The sequence below is a fragment of the Bacillus sp. SA1-12 genome, assembly GCF_000981385.1.
Taxonomy (GTDB): domain Bacteria; phylum Bacillota; class Bacilli; order Bacillales; family Bacillaceae; genus Metabacillus.
Genome location: NZ_LATZ01000128.1, coordinates 1 through 18,543, shown reverse-complemented (window position 1 = coordinate 18,543; position 18,543 = coordinate 1). Strand labels below are relative to the sequence as shown.

At 36.4% G+C, this 18,543-nt stretch carries 16 protein-coding genes and 1 rRNA gene; 10 read left to right on the top strand and 7 right to left on the bottom strand.

Annotated features, from left to right (window positions below):
- Nucleotides 1-34: 34 nt before the first annotated feature.
- The 7 genes from rsmG to rpmH form a co-directional block, all read right to left on the bottom strand.
- Nucleotides 35-751 (bottom strand): 16S rRNA (guanine(527)-N(7))-methyltransferase RsmG, encoded by a 717-nt coding sequence (gene rsmG, locus WQ54_RS24325; protein ID WP_046588187.1) that lies wholly within the window; start codon nt 749-751, stop codon nt 35-37.
- A 17-nt stretch (nt 752-768) separates the two neighbouring features.
- Complete coding sequence (mnmG, locus tag WQ54_RS24320) at nt 769-2,658, bottom strand: tRNA uridine-5-carboxymethylaminomethyl(34) synthesis enzyme MnmG (protein WP_046588185.1); 1,890 nt, start codon at nt 2,656-2,658, stop codon at nt 769-771.
- A gap of 175 nt (nt 2,659-2,833) precedes the next feature.
- Nucleotides 2,834-4,219 carry a tRNA uridine-5-carboxymethylaminomethyl(34) synthesis GTPase MnmE gene (gene mnmE / locus WQ54_RS24315; protein ID WP_046588183.1) on the bottom strand — a complete coding sequence of 462 codons (1,386 nt, stop codon included), beginning with the start codon at nt 4,217-4,219 and terminating at the stop codon, nt 2,834-2,836.
- A 499-nt stretch (nt 4,220-4,718) separates the two neighbouring features.
- Nucleotides 4,719-5,354: an RNA-binding cell elongation regulator Jag/EloR gene (gene jag, locus WQ54_RS24310; protein WP_046588181.1), complete on the bottom strand. Its 636-nt coding sequence runs from the start codon at nt 5,352-5,354 to the stop codon at nt 4,719-4,721.
- Nucleotides 5,351-6,118, bottom strand: coding sequence for a YidC family membrane integrase SpoIIIJ (gene spoIIIJ, locus WQ54_RS24305; protein WP_046588180.1), 768 nt, complete (start codon nt 6,116-6,118; stop codon nt 5,351-5,353). The genes jag and spoIIIJ overlap by 4 nt, the downstream gene beginning before the upstream one ends.
- Before the next feature lie 195 nt (nt 6,119-6,313).
- Nucleotides 6,314-6,658: a ribonuclease P protein component gene (rnpA, locus tag WQ54_RS24300; protein WP_046588679.1), complete on the bottom strand. Its 345-nt coding sequence runs from the start codon at nt 6,656-6,658 to the stop codon at nt 6,314-6,316.
- 203 nt (nt 6,659-6,861) lie between these two features.
- Nucleotides 6,862-6,996, bottom strand: coding sequence for a 50S ribosomal protein L34 (gene rpmH / locus WQ54_RS24295; protein WP_026561635.1), 135 nt, complete (start codon nt 6,994-6,996; stop codon nt 6,862-6,864).
- 538 nt (nt 6,997-7,534) lie between these two features.
- Here rpmH and dnaA point away from each other — a divergent pair.
- The 10 genes from dnaA to WQ54_RS24250 form a co-directional block, all read left to right on the top strand.
- A complete protein-coding gene (gene dnaA / locus WQ54_RS24290) occupies nt 7,535-8,887 on the top strand; it encodes a chromosomal replication initiator protein DnaA (RefSeq protein ID WP_046588177.1) in 1,353 nt (450 codons plus the stop codon).
- A gap of 279 nt (nt 8,888-9,166) precedes the next feature.
- Nucleotides 9,167-10,303, top strand: coding sequence for a DNA polymerase III subunit beta (gene dnaN / locus WQ54_RS24285; protein ID WP_046588175.1), 1,137 nt, complete (start codon nt 9,167-9,169; stop codon nt 10,301-10,303).
- A gap of 222 nt (nt 10,304-10,525) precedes the next feature.
- A complete protein-coding gene (yaaA, locus tag WQ54_RS24280) occupies nt 10,526-10,741 on the top strand; it encodes a S4 domain-containing protein YaaA (RefSeq protein WP_046588173.1) in 216 nt (71 codons plus the stop codon).
- A 15-nt stretch (nt 10,742-10,756) separates the two neighbouring features.
- A complete protein-coding gene (recF, locus tag WQ54_RS24275) occupies nt 10,757-11,872 on the top strand; it encodes a DNA replication/repair protein RecF (protein WP_046588171.1) in 1,116 nt (371 codons plus the stop codon).
- Nucleotides 11,873-11,885: 13 nt separating this feature from the next.
- Nucleotides 11,886-12,134, top strand: coding sequence for an extracellular matrix regulator RemB (gene remB / locus WQ54_RS24270; RefSeq protein WP_046588170.1), 249 nt, complete (start codon nt 11,886-11,888; stop codon nt 12,132-12,134).
- A gap of 56 nt (nt 12,135-12,190) precedes the next feature.
- Nucleotides 12,191-14,113, top strand: a complete 1,923-nt coding sequence (gene gyrB / locus WQ54_RS24265) for a DNA topoisomerase (ATP-hydrolyzing) subunit B (protein WP_046588678.1) — start codon at nt 12,191-12,193, stop codon at nt 14,111-14,113.
- A gap of 330 nt (nt 14,114-14,443) precedes the next feature.
- Nucleotides 14,444-16,930, top strand: a complete 2,487-nt coding sequence (gyrA, locus tag WQ54_RS24260; RefSeq protein WP_046588167.1) for a DNA gyrase subunit A — start codon at nt 14,444-14,446, stop codon at nt 16,928-16,930.
- A 160-nt stretch (nt 16,931-17,090) separates the two neighbouring features.
- Nucleotides 17,091-17,573, top strand: a complete 483-nt coding sequence (locus WQ54_RS32165) for a hypothetical protein (protein ID WP_052737859.1) — start codon at nt 17,091-17,093, stop codon at nt 17,571-17,573.
- Nucleotides 17,574-17,633: 60 nt separating this feature from the next.
- Complete coding sequence (locus tag WQ54_RS32160; protein ID WP_052737858.1) at nt 17,634-18,179, top strand: HD-GYP domain-containing protein; 546 nt, start codon at nt 17,634-17,636, stop codon at nt 18,177-18,179.
- A gap of 260 nt (nt 18,180-18,439) precedes the next feature.
- Nucleotides 18,440-18,543: ribosomal RNA gene (locus tag WQ54_RS24250) — 16S ribosomal RNA — on the top strand; the annotation flags it as partial.

The following is an 18,543-nucleotide window of genomic DNA, read 5'->3' as shown; positions in this document are numbered from 1 at the left end:
TAAAAGTTCCAGGTAAGTGTTTCATATGAAACACTTACTCAATTGGAAGCTTATTTGGCGTCCCAGGTTTTCTGGGATATTTTTTAGGTGTATCTTTTATTTTTTCTATCACTAGGATTGTTCGCTCACTTTTTTCCAGCGGGAGATCAAATGAGTGAATTTCTTTTACCTTGCCGCCTAATACATTAATTGCCTTTTTACCAGCATCAAGTTCCTCTTTTGCTGCTGCAGCCTTCATCGCAATAAAGTAACCATCCTTTTTCACTAGAGGCAGACATAATTCACTTAGAACAGAAAGTCTTGCAACAGCTCTAGCTGTTACGACATCAAATGATTCCCTTTTGCTTTTATCTTGACCAAATGTTTCCGCACGATCATGGAACAAATGAACATTTTTCAAGCCCAATTCATTTGTCAGATGTGTGAGGAAATTAATTCTTTTTTGCAATGAATCCACAATCGAAACTTTGAGATCAGGGAAACAAATATTCAGCGGTATACTTGGAAAGCCCGCACCAGCTCCTACGTCACAAATAGAAAGCGGCTTTGAGAAGCCGAAATAAAATGAAGCCGATATTGAATCATAAAAATGCTTTAAATAGACCTCTTTTTTGTCTGTGATCGACGTTAAGTTCATCTTCTCGTTCCACTCAACTAATAAGTTGAAGTATAACTCAAATTGGTCCATTTGTTGCGGAGAAAGAACAATCCCCTTCTCCGCTAGACTTGAATGAAATAATTCTGTATCCATATTCAAACCCTTTCTGGTTATTGATTAGAAACTCTTGCAATTCGCCCTTGCTCAAGGTATATCAATAGAATTGAAATATCGGCTGGATTCACACCTGATATACGTGATGCCTGAGCTACGGATAATGGACGAACCTGTTTTAGTTTTTGACGAGCTTCAGTTGCTAAACCATTAATAGCATCATAATCAATATTTTCAGGGATTTTTTTGTTTTCCATCTTTTTCAGTCTTTCTACCTGCTGTAACGATTTTTCAATATAACCTTCGTATTTTATTTGAATTTCAACCTGTTCTTCTACCTCTGGATCTAAATCTTTTTCAGATGGAACAAGCTGTTTAATATGGTCATATGTCATTTCTGGACGTTTTAATAAATCAGAAGCTCTAATGCCATCTTTTAGTTCGCTTCCTCCAACTGAAAGAATTAGTTCCTGTGTTTTTTCATTAGGTTTAATAATGGTGGAAACTAAACGTTTCTTTTCTTCTTCGATGGCATGCTTTTTATTTAAGAATCTTTCAAAGCGTTCATCAGAAATTAACCCTAAATTTTTCCCGACTTCTGTCAATCGTAAATCAGCGTTATCATGACGAAGCAGCAAGCGGTATTCAGCTCTTGATGTAAGTAAGCGATAAGGCTCATTAGTTCCTTTGGTAACTAAATCGTCAATGAGAACCCCAATATAAGCTTCAGATCTGCTTAAAATTACTTCTTCTCTTCCTAACGCTTTTTGCGCAGCATTGATCCCTGCCATAATCCCTTGACCAGCAGCTTCTTCATAACCTGAAGTACCATTTATTTGTCCTGCAGTAAATAGTGATGAAATCTTTTTCGTTTCTAACGTCGGCCATAGCTGTGTTGGAACAATCGCATCATACTCAATTGCATAGCCTGCTCGCATCATTTGAACTTTTTCAAGACCAGGAATGGTTTTTAACATTTGCTGCTGAACATCCTCTGGCAGACTTGTCGATAGCCCTTGAACGTATACCTCTTGCGTATTTCGTCCTTCCGGTTCTAGAAAAATTTGATGACGAGGTTTGTCATTAAACCGAACCACCTTATCTTCAATTGAAGGACAATAGCGCGGACCAGTACCTTTAATCATTCCTGAATACATAGGTGAACGATGTAAGTTATTATCGATAATTTTATGTGTCTCTTCACTAGTATACGTTAACCAGCATGGAAGCTGATCTGTAATATATTTTGTTGTTTCATATGAAAAAGCACGTGGAACTTCATCACCAGGTTGAATTTCCGTTTTGCTGTAATCAATAGAATGACTGTTTACACGTGGCGGTGTTCCTGTTTTAAAGCGTACCAAATCAAAGCCTAGCTCCTGTAAGTGCTCTGAAAGCTTAATTGATGGTTGCTGATTATTCGGGCCGCTTGAGTATTTTAACTCCCCTAAAATGATTTCTCCTCTTAAAAACGTTCCAGTTGTTAAAACAACAGACTTTGCCGAATACTCTGCACCTGTTTGAGTGACAATTCCCTTACACACACCATCTTCAACGATTAAACGGTCAACCATTCCTTGAAGCAAGGTAATATTCTTTTCATTTTCCAATGTTTTCTTCATTTCATGCTGATAAGCAAATTTATCTGCTTGTGCACGTAACGCTCTGACAGCAGGACCTTTACCTGTATTCAACATTCTCATTTGTATATGTGTTTTATCAATATTTCTACCCATTTCCCCGCCTAACGCATCGATTTCCCGAACAACAATGCCTTTTGCAGGTCCGCCAACAGATGGGTTACATGGCATAAATGCCACCATGTCTAAGTTAATTGTGATGACAAGTGTTTTGGCTCCGATTCTTGCTGAAGCAAGTGCAGCTTCAACACCTGCATGACCGGCGCCAACGACTATCACATCAAAATCTCCGGCATGATAGGACATAAATATCCTCCTTATTTATTTAAAATTTATATTTGCTTCCGCTTTTCTAAGTGAAAATAAGTATAACTTTTGTAATTAGTTTTAGTTCTAGCTGCTTTGGAATTGAAGACAAAGAATGTCTTCTGTTCCTAAGCGTCTTATGCTTATTGGAGCTGAGCAAGGAGCTTCCGCTTTTCTATTTCCCTAAACAAAACTGAGAAAATAGTTGATCTATTAAGCTTTCGTGGACTGCATCTCCGATGATTTCTCCGAGTTGCTCCCAGCAGCGTGTTAAATCGATCTGTATAATATCAATTGGTATTCCTTCCTCAATTCCATTTAATGCCTCATTTATTGATGTTTGAGCTGCTGTTAATAAGGCAATATGGCGGGAATTTGAAACATAGGTCAAATCCTGGCTCTGTACATTTCCTTGGAAAAATAAAGCACTGATGGCTTCCTCTAAGTCGTCAATCCCCTTTTCCTCTAATAAAGAGGTTGTTACAACAGGGCGCCCAGCTGCTAGGTCCTTTACTTTTTGAAGATCAATCCGTTGTTCTAGATCTGTTTTGTTCACAATCACGATAATATCCATCCCTTTAACAGCTTCAAAAAGTTGGATATCTTCATGTGTCAGTTCTTCATGAAAATTTAAAACAAGCAGAATGAGATCGGCTTCTTTTAATACCTTTCTCGATTTCTCAACACCGATCCGTTCAACAATATCCTCGGTCTCGCGAATTCCGGCTGTATCCACTAAGCGAAGCGGAACTCCTCTTACGTTTACATATTCCTCAATGACATCTCTCGTTGTTCCAGGAATATCAGTAACAATGGCTTTATTTTCATGGACAAGACTATTTAACAAAGATGACTTTCCAACATTCGGTCTTCCGATAATGACAGTTGATAAGCCCTCTCTTAATATTTTCCCTTGGCTGGATGTTTGCAAAAGTTTACTAATTTCATTTTTGACAAATGTTGCTTTTTCAATCAGCATTTTATGAGTCATTTCTTCTACATCATCATACTCAGGATAATCGATATTCACCTCAACATGTGCTAAGGTTTCTAAAATCTCTTGTCTTAGCTTTTGAATCAGCCTTGATAATCTTCCTTCCATTTGACCTAAAGCTACATTCATTGCCCGATCAGTTTTGGCGCGAATTAAATCCATAACCGCTTCCGCTTGGGATAAATCAATTCGTCCATTTAGGAAGGCACGTTTTGTAAATTCACCTGGTTCTGCTATTCGTGCACCATTTTGGACCGCCAATTGTAAAACTCGGTTAACAGTCACTAAACCACCGTGACAATTTATTTCAACAACATCTTCCCTTGTAAATGTTTTTGGTCCTTTCATTATGGAAACCATAACCTCTTCAACAACATTGCCAGTTGCCGGATCAAACAAATGCCCGTAATGGATCGTATGGGAGTCTACCTCTTTTAGCCTTTTATTTGTCGGGGATTTGAATATCTTGTCAGCAATAGCGATTGCTTCATCACCGCTCAATCTTACAATGGCAATGGCCCCTTCTCCTAAAGGCGTTGATATCGCTACGATTGTATCTAACTCCATTTCTACGATCACCTCTCTTTGGTATCTTTCATCTATATCATGACATCCTTTTTATATGCATTAACCAAAATTCAAAGATAGCATATTTAACATTTATACGAAAGCGAAATACTTCTCAATTTTATCCACAATTATTCCTTTTCTAACTATTCCTCTACTTATTTTAACTTATCCACATGTTAATAACAATATTTGCTCTTCATCACAAAACACATTATCTTATCAACAGAATCTCTCTTTCTTTTTTCTGATACGCCAATTCGACATTTCTAATTTTTTACGACCTTTCAAAATAAAATAACTATGTTCAAGGATATGTTATTTGAAACGGGAGATGTGAGTCTATTGCTTATCCTGGCAAATCAAATAGAAATCCCTCAGATAGGTTACAGACGAATCTGGAATGAAGGACCCTTAATAGAAAATCAACAGGCAAGTTACAGATTCGTATATAAAATTTAATATTCTTAATAGAAAATTAAGCAAAAAAAAGCCGACTCTATTTTGAGCCGGCTTTCGCTTTAAGTGAAATGACCAAATGTCGGTTTGGTTCTTCACCAACAGAATATGTTTTTATTTCATGAAATTCAGATAAAGCAGCATGAATAATTTTTCGTTCATATGAAGGCATTGGTTCTAATGAAACAGTTTTAGAAGTACGAATAACCTGCTGTGCTAAACGGGAAGCCAATTGAATTAGTGTCTCTTTTCTCCGTTCTCGATAATTCTCAGCGTCAATAATTATTTGAATATAGTATTTTGAGTAACGATTCGCTACTAATTGTGTTAAATACTGAAGAGAATTCAACGTTTGTCCTCGTTTACCAATTAAAAGAGCCATCTTATCTCCGGTAAGCTGAAAATTTACAACCTTGCCAGACTGTTTTATTTCAATCTCTGCATCAATTCCCATTTTCTTTATCACGTTTAAAAGAAATGCATGGGCTTCTTTTACCGGATCTTGTATCAATTTTACCATGACATTTGCGGGCTTTTTCCCGAAGATACCCAAGATGCCTTTTTTACCTTCATCAAGAATTGTGATCTCGACTTCATCTCTAGTTGCGTTTAATTGCTTTAATGCTTCTTCCACTGCTTCATTGACGGTCTGTCCATTAGCAGTTATCTCTTTCACTTTTTAGTTCCTCCATCTTTGCTTGCCTTAATTTCCGGTCCTTTTACAAAATACGTTTGTATAATCATAAATAGGTTACCTACAACCCAATACAATGAAAGTGCTGCAGGGAAACTGATTGCAAAGATTACGATCATAATCGGCATCAGCCATAACATCATCGCCATTTGCGGGTTTTGATTTGCTGTGCCAGCCATCATCATTTTCTGCTGAACAAATGTTGTTACCCCAGCAACAAGCGGCAGTATAAAGTAAGGATCCTTTTCTCCAAGGTCAAACCATAGGAATGTATGCTCTGCAATTGCTTCTGTTCTCATAATTGCATGATAGAAACCAATTAAAATGGGCATTTGAATGACTAAAGGAAAACATCCGGCAAGCGGATTTACACCATGCTTTTGAAATAACGCCATCGTTTCCTGCTGAAGCTTTTGTTGTGTTTGCTGATCTTTTGAGCTATATTTTTCTCTTAATTTCTGCATTTCAGGTTGTATGGCTTGCATCGCTTTAGAGCTCTTCATCTGTTTAATCATTAATGGTAATATAGCTAAGCGAATAATAATGGTAACTACAACAATAGAAATTCCATAATTATCGCCAGTTAATTCTGCAAAATATGTAATAAGTTGTGATAAAGGATACACAATATACGAATTCCAAAATCCTTCACTTTCAGATGTAATTGGCTGATTTACCTCCGTACACCCAGTTAAAAGGGTTAAAACACTTAAAAAGCCAGTTATTAAAAGTATGCGCCTCTTCAAACCTTATTTCCTCCTAATCAAAAAATAGATACCTATCCGTACGTTAATAAAATGAAAAAGTTTCATATCATTCATATCTTATCATTTTTATCATGATTTTTCTTTTTAAAAAGAAAAGAAACAATATTTTTTCTATCTTCTTTAACTATCAAGCATCGGTTATCTAACAGCATATCATTTCATTCTAACCTGTACTCAATTAGACTGATAGATTTTTGCCTTTCGAAACAAGTGGTTTAAGCTGCTCTTTACCTCATGATACCCCATGTCAGCAGCTGGCTTTCTGGCAATGATAATATATTCCTTACCATTTGCGATTTTATGCTTCTCTTCTAAAAAAACTTGTCGAATTAAGCGCTTTATTCGATTCCTTGTTACTGCATTGCCAATTTTCTTACTAACAGATAACCCAATTCGAAACTCTTTTTCTTCAGGATTTTGCATTATGTAAATAACAAATTGTCGATTAGCAATTGATTTTCCTTGTTTAAAAACAGCTTGAAAATCTTCATTTTTTTTTATTCGATATTTTCTTCTCATTTGTTTCACTCCGGTATGTTCTGCTTGCTTTTCCCTATGCAGAATTCTCACCATCATTATAGCTGAAATAGAAACGATTTAAACAAACCAATCTCTTGATATGCTAAAATCGTTTCTTTTTCCTCTTACATAAAGATAAGTGTATCCTTTTAGATCAAGCACTCATCTTATTTGCAAAAAAAGACCACTGATTCTTCAGTGGCCTATGCTGATAATACTTTTCTTCCTCTGCGACGACGGCGAGCAAGAACTTTACGTCCATTAGCTGTGCTCATGCGGCTACGGAAACCATGAACTTTACTACGTTTGCGTTTATTTGGTTGATAAGTACGTTTCATATATGACACCTCCCTGAGGAATAACAGTTAAAGACAGTCTTATTAATTATAGTGACCGATCATATAAATTGTCAACCTTCCCTTAAATATTTCATCAGGAAATATCTTCTTCGACACACTCTTCTCCTGTGGATAATAATCCGACAAAATTCTTCACTATCCACATCTGTTATCGACAAGTTTTTCACAACTTCCCCCCATGTGGACAATTTTCTTCAACAATCGGATAGTTATGTGGATAAGTTTGTAAAAACCATTGCATCTCTAGTTTTATTTTGATATTATATTTGTGTTTTCACTCTTAATATAGAATGCTATATTTATCTTTATCCACAGATTGTGGATAAATTGTGGAAAAATTATAAACAGCTTGTGTAAAATGTTGTCCACAAATCTGTCGTTTTGTCGAAAAGGCGCTTTTCTACTATATTATATATTTATTCACATTTTCCTTATTTGTATGTTTATACATGACTATTCATACCTTGTACAAAGGTTGCACAAGGTTGATGCTTGGGTAAAGGAGGGACAAACCACTTTGGAAAATATATCCGAACTTTGGAGTAAAGCTTTAGGTGAGATCGAAAAGAAGATAAGCAAGCCTAGCTTTGAAACATGGCTTAAATCAACAAAAGCCCATGCGATTCAAGGTGATACACTTACCATAACTGCTCCGAATGAGTTTGCGAGAGATTGGCTGGAATCTAGGTATCTACATTTAATTGCCGATACTATCTACCAATTAACAGGTGAAGAATTTGCGATTAAATTTATTATTCCTCAAAACCAAATGGATGATGAATTTTTGCCTAATACACCTATAAAACAAATAAATAAAGCGGAAGCAGAACATACTGAGCTGCCGCAAAATATGCTAAACCCTAAATATACATTTGATACGTTTGTTATTGGTTCTGGTAACAGATTTGCACATGCAGCATCGTTAGCAGTTGCTGAAGCACCTGCCAAAGCATATAATCCTTTATTTATCTATGGGGGAGTAGGATTAGGTAAAACTCACTTGATGCATGCAATCGGACACTACGTCATTGATCATAAACCTTCAGCAAAGGTCGTTTATTTGTCCTCTGAAAAATTTACAAATGAATTTATTAATTCAATTCGTGACAACAAAGCTGTTGATTTTAGAAATAAATACAGAAGTGTTGATGTTTTACTAATTGATGATATTCAATTTCTGGCTGGAAAAGAACAAACGCAAGAGGAATTTTTCCATACATTTAACACATTGCATGAAGAAAGCAAGCAAATTGTCATCTCCAGCGACAGGCCGCCTAAGGAAATCCCAACCCTTGAGGACAGGCTGCGTTCGCGTTTTGAATGGGGATTAATAACAGATATTACCCCGCCAGATCTGGAAACGAGGATTGCTATTTTGCGTAAAAAGGCAAAAGCAGAAGGCCTGGATATTCCGAATGAGGTCATGCTTTATATTGCCAATCAAATTGACTCAAACATTCGTGAATTAGAAGGTGCACTAATTCGAGTTGTTGCCTATTCATCTCTTATAAATAAAGATATTAATGCTGATTTAGCAGCAGAAGCATTAAAAGATATTATTCCAAATTCAAAGCCGAAAATGATTTCGATCAGTGATATTCAGCGTATAGTTGGTCAAGAGTTCCAAGTTAAATTAGAGGATTTTAAAGCGAAAAAACGGACGAAATCTGTAGCTTTTCCGAGACAAATTGCTATGTACCTATCAAGGGAATTAACAGATTCTTCTCTTCCTAAAATAGGGGAAGAATTTGGAGGCCGTGACCATACGACCGTCATCCATGCTCACGAAAAAATTTCGAAAATGCTACAAAATGACGAGCAGCTGCAAAAGCAATTAAAGGACATTACAGGGCTTCTTAAAGGCTCATAAGAAAGCTGAAGCGGATTGCACATCCTGTGCTTAAATCTAGGCACTAAACAAATTAAAAAGGGTTGTTATTCTTTATTAAAAAGAAAAAATCAACCTGAACATTGTGAATAACTAATACTGATATATACACAGTCTTTCCACATGTGGATAGGCTGTGTTTCCTTTCGTTCGCACTAGTTATCCACATTTCCACAGTCCCTACTAGTACTTCTACTATATTTTTAAATAATAAATATATACCTAAATTCTAATTTCGCCCAAAAAAGGAGGAGTTATTTCATGAAATTCATTATCCAACGAGACCATTTGGTGCAAAGTGTTCAAGACGTCATGAAGGCCGTATCATCAAGAACAACCATTCCCATTTTGACAGGTATTAAAATTGTCGCAAATACTGAAGGAGTAACTTTAACTGGAAGCGACTCTGATATCTCAATAGAATCATTTATTCCTGCTGAGGAAAATGGAAAGGAAATTGTCGAAATTACGCAAAGCGGAAGCATTGTTTTACAGGCTAGATTTTTTAGTGAAATTGTTAAAAAACTGCCAATGGATATTGTCGAAATTGAAGTAGGAAATCACCACTCAACAGTTATTCGCTCAGGAAAAGCAGAATTTAGCTTAAATGGATTAGATGCCGAAGAATATCCTCATTTACCACAGGTTGAAGAAGAAAATATCTTCAAAATCCCTACTGATTTGTTAAAAGCAATGATCCGTCAAACGGTATTTGCTGTCTCTACATCTGAGACCAGGCCTATTTTAACAGGGGTAAATTGGAAGCTGGAAAATGGAGAACTCATCTGTATTGCAACAGATAGTCACCGTCTTGCCTTAAGAAAAGCGTTAATTGCTAGTGAAAATCAAAGTTCATACAATGTTGTAATTCCTGGTAAAAGCTTAAGTGAACTTAGTAAAATCTTAGACGATACAAGTGATTTAATTGAAATTGTTATCACGGAAAACCAAGTTTTATTTAAAGCAAAAAACCTATTATTTTTCTCTAGACTGCTAGACGGTAACTACCCAGATACATCACGCTTAATTCCTTCAGAGAGCAAAACAAATATGACAATCAATTCTAAGGAATTTTTACAATCTATAGATCGTGCATCATTGCTTGCGAAGGAAGCAAGAAATAATGTTGTTAAACTTTCAACACTTACTGATGGGATGATTGAAATTTCTTCAAATTCACCAGAGATCGGAAAGGTAAGTGAAGAAATTCAAACATCCGAAATTCAAGGTGAAGAATTGAAGATCTCATTTAGTGCGAAATATGTCATGGATGCCCTAAAAGCACTTGAGGGCACAGAAATAAATGTTAATTTTACCGGTGCAATGAGACCATTTGTTATTAAAACAACAGATGATGACTCAATGCTGCAGTTAATTCTTCCGGTAAGGACTTATTAAAAAAACTTTCACTTATTTAAGGGGACTGGCTCATATGTCAGCCTCTTTTCTATTTAACGAACATGAAGAGGTATGGGTATTTAGGACTAATGTTTCAGATAACATCTGTGATGTGTACACCTGGAATGGACATCAGGTTTGAAAGTACTAGAATGGTTGTATTTTTAGTCTAAGTTTTAGTAAAATATAAAGTTAGAGACTCCTGAAGGATGGTGGTTCACTATGGCGAAACAAGTAAGGATTGAGACAGAGTATATTACACTGGGACAATTTTTAAAACTGGCTGATGTCATTCAATCGGGCGGAATGGCAAAATGGTTTTTAGGGGAATATGAAATATTTGTCAACAACGAATCGGAGAATCGCCGGGGAAGAAAATTAAGAGAAGGCGATGTTGTTTATATTCCTGATTTTGGCACATATATCGTGAAAAATTAAGTTGGTGTACAAAATTTGTATATAAAAGAGCTAAAACTAAAAAATTATCGTAATTATGAAGACTTGATGATCCAGTTTGAAAATAAAGTCAATGTGATCCTTGGAGAAAATGCTCAAGGGAAAACAAATGTAATGGAATCTATTTTTGTTCTTGCCATGGCGAAATCACATCGAACGTCAAATGATAAAGAATTAATTCGTTGGGATAAAGATTATGCTAAAATAGAAGGTAGCGTAGAAAAGTATAATCGTTCAACAGAACTTCAGCTAATTATTTCTAAAAAAGGGAAAAAGGCTAAATTAAATCATCTTGAACAAGAAAAATTGAGCCAATATGTCGGGGCAATGAATGTCATTATGTTTGCGCCGGAAGATTTAAATTTAGTGAAAGGCAGCCCTGCTGTAAGAAGAAGATTTATAGATATGGAAATTGGTCAAGTGTCAGCCGTTTACCTTCATGATTTGAGCCGTTATCAGAAAATCATGCAACAAAGAAATCATTATTTAAAGCTTCTGCAAATAAGGAAACAAACAGATCAAACTATGTTGGATGTGTTAACTGCTCAATTAAGTGAAGCAGCTGCGAAGATTATTCAAAAACGATTGCAGTTCATAAATGAGTTGCAAAAATGGGCACAACCAATTCATTCGGGAATTAGCAGAGGGTTAGAAACGTTAGATATTAAATATAAACCGTCTGTAGAGGTATCAGAAGACAATGAATTGACGAAAATGATAGATGCGTATGAACAAAAATTTGCTAAAATAAGAGAGAAAGAAATTGAACGAGGGACAACACTTGCTGGTCCTCATCGTGATGATATGATTTTTAATGTGAATGGACATGATGTTCAAACGTACGGATCCCAGGGTCAACAAAGAACAACTGCTCTATCGCTAAAGCTTGCAGAAATAGATTTAATTCATAATGAGATTGGAGAATATCCAATCCTTTTACTTGATGACGTATTGTCTGAGCTTGATGACTATAGACAATCACATTTATTAAATACGATTCAAGGAAAAGTGCAAACTTTTGTAACAACGACCAGTGTTGAAGGCATTGACCACCAAACATTAAAAGAAGCAGCTACTTTCCATGTGCAAGCAGGAAAGCTTTCAGACGATTAACGAGGTGATTACCATGTATATTCATCTAGGAGACAATTTTGTTGTCCCTTCCAAAGAGGTTGTTATGATATTAGATCGTCAATCATCAAAGGCTTCTGCAATTGTTGCTGAATTTTTGGAAAAACAAAAAGATAAAATGGTTCAGCTTGCAAATGGTGAAGCAAAATCAATTATTATAACGCTGGATAAAATTTATTTTTCACCGTTGTCGTCGAGCACATTAAAAAAACGAGCGCAAATCGCTTTTGACATAGATCAATAATAGAGATATTCATTCAAAGAATGCTTTAAGAAAAGTGTAGGTGAATCAGTGTGACGATGGAAGAAAATCAAGTTCAACAACAATCATACGACGCAGATCAGATTCAGGTGTTAGAAGGCTTAGAAGCGGTACGAAAACGCCCTGGAATGTATATTGGTTCCACTAGCTCAAAAGGACTGCATCACCTTGTATGGGAAATTGTTGATAATAGTATAGATGAAGCATTAGCCGGATTTTGCGATGAGATTAATGTAACCATTGAGGAAGATAATAGTATTACTGTGAAGGATAATGGGCGTGGTATTCCAGTCGGAATCCATGAAAAAATGGGGCGTCCAGCAGTCGAGGTCATCATGACCGTTCTTCATGCCGGAGGAAAATTCGGCGGCGGAGGCTATAAGGTTTCCGGCGGTCTTCATGGTGTAGGGGCGTCAGTAGTAAATGCTCTTTCAACAGAACTAACCGTCACTGTACATCGTGAAGGAAAAGTCCATTTTCAAAAATTTCAAAAGGGTGTTCCTGCTGCGGATTTAGAAGTTATCGGTGAAACAGATGTTACAGGAACGACAACACATTTTAAACCTGATCCTGAAATCTTCACAGAAACAACGGTTTATGATTATGAAATTCTCGCAAATCGCATAAGGGAATTAGCTTTTCTTAATCGAGGTTTGAAAATTACCATTGAAGATAAGCGTGAAACTAAACGAAGTAATGAATACCACTATGAGGGTGGAATTAAATCATATGTTGAGCATTTAAACCGTACTCGTGAAGTGATCCATGATGAGCCTGTTTATATTGAGGGTGAAAAGGATGGGATCACTACGGAAATTGCGTTTCAGTATAATGACAGCTATACAAGTAATATTTATTCTTTTGCGAATAATATTCATACCTATGAAGGCGGTACACATGAGGCAGGCTTTAAAACAGCTTTAACACGTGTCATTAACGATTATGCTAGAAAAAACAAAATCTTTAAAGATAATGATGATAATCTTTCAGGGGAAGATGTTCGTGAAGGGATTACTGCGATTATCTCTGTAAAACATCCAGATCCACAGTTCGAAGGGCAAACAAAAACAAAGCTGGGAAATTCAGAAGTACGAACAGTAACAGATTCTGTTTTATCAGAAGCATTTGATAAGTTTTTACTGGAAAACCCTTCTGTTGCAAGAAAAATTGTTGATAAAGGGTTAATGGCAGCTAGAGCAAGGCTTGCAGCTAAAAAGGCACGTGAATTAACAAGAAGAAAAAGCGCACTTGAAATTTCAAACCTTCCAGGGAAACTAGCGGATTGCTCTTCAAGGGATCCATCTATTAGTGAACTTTATATTGTAGAGGGTGACTCTGCAGGAGGATCTGCGAAACAAGGAAGGGACCGTCATTTCCAAGCGATTCTGCCATTGAGAGGAAAAATTCTTAATGTTGAAAAGGCCAGATTAGATAAGATTTTGTCAAATAATGAAATCAGAGCGATAATCACAGCCTTAGGAACAGGAATTGGAGAGGATTTTGATTCATCCAAGGCGCGTTACCATAAAGTTGTCATTATGACGGATGCGGATGTTGATGGAGCTCATATTCGTACGCTTCTATTAACTTTCTTCTACCGTTATATGAGAGGAATTCTAGAAAAAGGCTTTATTTACATTGCTCAGCCGCCGTTATATAAAATTCAACAGGGAAAACGAATTGAATATGCATATAACGATCGTCAGCTTGATACAATCCTTGCAGAAATGCCGCAGCAGCCTAAACCTGGTATTCAAAGATACAAAGGTTTAGGAGAAATGAATCCTGATCAATTATGGGAAACGACAATGGCTCCGGAAACACGTACGCTGCTTCAAGTAACACTTGAGGATGCCATTGATGCGGATGAAACATTCGATACGTTAATGGGTGACAAAGTAGAGCCGCGAAGAAACTTCATTGAAGAAAATGCACAATATGTTAAAAATCTAGATATTTAGAGTGAAAGCTCCTAGCTTTTAAAAGCTCTGTTAAAACCCATTGTTAATTGGAACGTATAAGCTAGATTCCAGCGGGAATCAATGGGGTATGTTAACCAGAGCCTTATTAAAAGAACACCTCATTTTCGGTGAGGTGTTTTTTGATAATAAATCTTTCAGTTATATTTTATAAACGAATATTATTCTACGAAATTAATGTGTAATCTTTCACTAACATTGATATAATGAAGAATAGGCAATTAATTGGGCGGTATTGATTCCTTTTTTATAAATGTTTATTTGGCTCTCCCAATTTAAAATATGAAAAGGACAAAGGGAGGTTATTTTAGGATGGCGGAAAATCAAAACTCACAAGTAATTGAGAGAAATATTAGTAATGAAATGCGTGAATCCTTTTTGGGCTATGCAATGAGTGTTATTGTTTCACGTGCTTTACCAGATGTTCGAGATGGATTAAAACCTGTACATCGCCGTATTTTATATGCGATGAACGATTTAGGGATGACATCGGATAAACCATTTAAAAAATCAGCTCGTATCGTTGGTGAAGTAATAGGTAAATACCACCCACATGGCGACTCTGCTGTTTATGAAACAATGGTTCGTATGGCTCAAGATTTCAACTTTCGATACATGTTAGTTGATGGACATGGAAACTTCGGTTCTGTTGATGGTGATTCGGCAGCAGCAATGCGTTATACAGAGGCACGGATGTCGAAGATTTCAATGGAACTCATCCGTGATATTAACAAGGATACGATCGATTATCAGGATAACTATGATGGCTCTGAAAGAGAACCTGTTGTGCTTCCAGCAAGATTCCCTAACCTATTAGTCAATGGTGCGACTGGAATTGCTGTTGGTATGGCTACAAATATACCTCCACATCAGTTAGGTGAAATTATTGACGGTGTACTTGCTATTAGTAAGGATCCTGATATTACAATTCCCGAATTGATGGAAATTATCCCTGGTCCAGACTTTCCAACGGCCGGACAAATTATCGGAAGAAGCGGAATCCGCAAGGCATATGAAACTGGTCGCGGATCGATTACACTGCGCGCGAAGGTAGAAATTGAGGAAAAGCCGTCAGGTAAACAAGTTATTATTGTAAAAGAAATCCCTTATCAAGTAAATAAAGCAAAGCTGGTAGAGAAAATTGCCGAGCTTGTTCGTGATAAAAAAATTGATGGCATAACAGATTTGCGAGATGAATCTGATCGGAACGGTATGCGGGTTGTTATCGAGGTTCGTAAGGATGCAAATGCAAATGTTCTTTTAAACAATCTTTATAAACAAACAGCCTTACAAACAAGCTTTGGAATAAATATGCTTGCGTTAGTTGACGGCCATCCAAAGGTCCTTAACATTAAGCAAATGCTTTATCATTATCTAGAGCATCAAAAGGTTGTTATCAAGCGCAGAACAGCTTTTGAATTAAGAAAGGCTGAAGCACGTGCTCATATTCTTGAAGGCTTAAGAATAGCACTGGATCACTTAGATGAAGTGATAACCCTTATTCGTAATTCTCAAACAACTGATATTGCCCGGAATGGGTTGATGGAGCAGTTTTCATTAAGTGAAAAACAGGCGCAAGCGATACTAGATATGAGGCTTCAAAGATTAACTGGTTTAGAAAGAGAAAAGATTGAAGAAGAATATCAATCACTTGTAAAGCTTATTGAAGAATTAAAAGCAATTCTAGCAGATGAAGAAAAAGTACTAGCCATTATCCGTGATGAGCTTCTTGAATTAAAAGAGCGATTTAACGATGAACGTCGTACTGAAATTGTTGCTGGAGGGCTTGAAAATATCGAAGACGAGGATTTAATTCCAGTAGAGAATATTGTTATTACATTAACTCATAATGGGTATATTAAACGTCTTCCAGTTTCAACCTACCGCACACAAAAACGCGGTGGTAGAGGCGTTCAAGGAATGGGTACAAATGATGATGATTTCGTTGAACAGCTTCTAACAACTTCGACTCATGATACGATTCTGTTCTTTACAAACAAAGGAAAGGTATATCGTGCAAAAGGCTACGAAATTCCTGAATTCAGCAGAACAGCAAAGGGACTTCCAATTATTAACCTGCTAAGTGTCGAAAAAGGCGAGTGGGTCAATGCAATTATTCCTGTTTCTGAATTTGTGGATGATTGGTTCCTATTCTTTACGACAAAAGAGGGGATCTCTAAGCGTTCACCATTATCACAATTCGCAAACATTCGAAATAATGGTTTAATTGCTGTTAGCTTGCGTGAAGCTGATGAGCTTATTTCTGTTAAACTAACAGATGGTTCGAAGGATATTATCATTGGAACAAAAAATGGAATGCTGATCCGTTTCCCTGAAACAGATGTTCGTTCTATGGGACGTACTGCTACTGGTGTAAAAGGGATCTCATTGGATGAGGACGATGAAGTAGTAGGAATGGAGATCCTTGATGAAGGTGTTGACGTATTAATTGTTACTAGAAATGGTTATGGAAAACGAACTCCTTCTGAGGAATACAGAATTCAAAGTCGTGGCGGTAAAGGTTTAAAAACATGTAATATCACGGAGAAAAATGGCCATGTAGTATCTGTTAAGGCTGCTACTGGAGAAGAAGATATAATGCTGATCACAGCAAGCGGTGTAATTATTCGTATGGACGTTGCGACTATTTCCTCAATGGGCAGAAATACACAAGGTGTTAAGTTAATTAAATTAGACGAAAATGTAGCAGTATCAACTGTAGCCCTTGTTGAAAAAGAGGAAATTGAACAAGAAACAGTAGAAGAAGGAGAAATAATAGAAGCTCCAGAAGAAGAATAAAAGCTTTTATAGACTAGCTCATTTCATGTGAGTTAGTCTTTTTTTTATAAAAATTCCCACTAAATAATAGGGGTTTTATAGTAAAAAATACCCTAAAGCTTATGAAGGTAAATGAGTATTTAAGACTATTTTTTATATAATGAGAATAGGGGGGATACCAATGAAGATTCATATTGACCAATTGGAAGAAGGGTGTATTTTAGCAAAGGATATTTTATCTGCTTCAAATAAAGTGTTAGCTTATAAAAAAACAATTGTTACAAAGCATATAAAAAAAGCCTTAAAAGCCTTTCTTGTGTATGAGGTTCATGTGGAAACCTTTTTAGAAGATGGAAGAGAGTTTCAACCGGAAGGTATTCTGAAAGATGATTCAATTGGTGTGAAAGAAATGAAAGAAAACAAGCCTGTTAAAACCTTTCATTTACTTTATATCCAGGCTGTCATGGAACTGAAGCAATTGTTCACAGGCTGGCAATCTGGTACCCAGGTTGAAATAGCTAAAGTCAGGCAAGTTATCCTTCCGTTAGTTTCCGAGTTGGAAAACAGAAGGCGAAATGTTAAAGCTTTATCAGTACAGCAAAAAAGAAAACTATCTCTACCATCATTCTATCGCAGTAGCTTTGACGAGTGCATTTTTAGCTAAAAAATTAGGCTATATCCAAGGAGAGATAAACCAAATTGCCATTACGGGATTAGTATGTGATTGTGGAATGGCGAGAATAAGCCCGGCTATTATGACAAAAAAGTGACATTAACTGAGCGGGAGTATCTTGATATAAAACAACACCCAGTACATAGCTATCAATTATTGAAACACATCATGTCAATAAAAGAAGGAGTTAAAATGGGAGTCCTTCAGCATCACGAAAGAATTGATGGCAGCGGGTATCCCTTAGGCGTTAAAGGAGACCAGATTCATCCGTACAGTAAAATTGTCGCTTTAGCTGATACATATCAGGCAATGGTGTCAGAACGTCCATACCGCAGTAAACAATCCCCTTTTAAAGTTTTAGAACAAATCATACAACAAGACTTTGGAAGATTTGATCTTAATGCTGTAAATGAGTTAAAAAAAGCAATAATTAAATTCTCGACTGGGACAAAGATCAAACTTTCGAATGGATTAAAAGCGGAAATTGTTTTTGTGGAGGAACAATTTCCAACACGGCCAATAGTGAAAATTGAGCAAACTGGGGACATATTCTCTTTAAAGGATATAAAAGAACTTTATATACAAGAAATTATATAAAAAATGCTCTAATTGTGTTGACTAGTGATAAGTATGCTGGTATACTTCTTTAAGTCAGCAAAACAGAGCAAATGATTTAAAAGAATTTTTAAAAAAATGTTGACTATACCATGACTTACATGTTATATTAAAGAAGTCGCTTTTAGGCGAAAGTAATAAAAAGTTCTTTGAAAACTAAACAAAACCAAGCGTGCCAACGTTAATTTTGATTAACAAAACAACGTACTAAACTAGTACGTTTTATGAGCTATATCAACTCTTTATTGGAGAGTTTGATCCTGGCTCAGGACGAACGCTGGCGGCGTGCCTAATACATGCAAGTCGAGCGAATCTGAGGGAGCTTGCTCCTGACGATTAGCGGCGG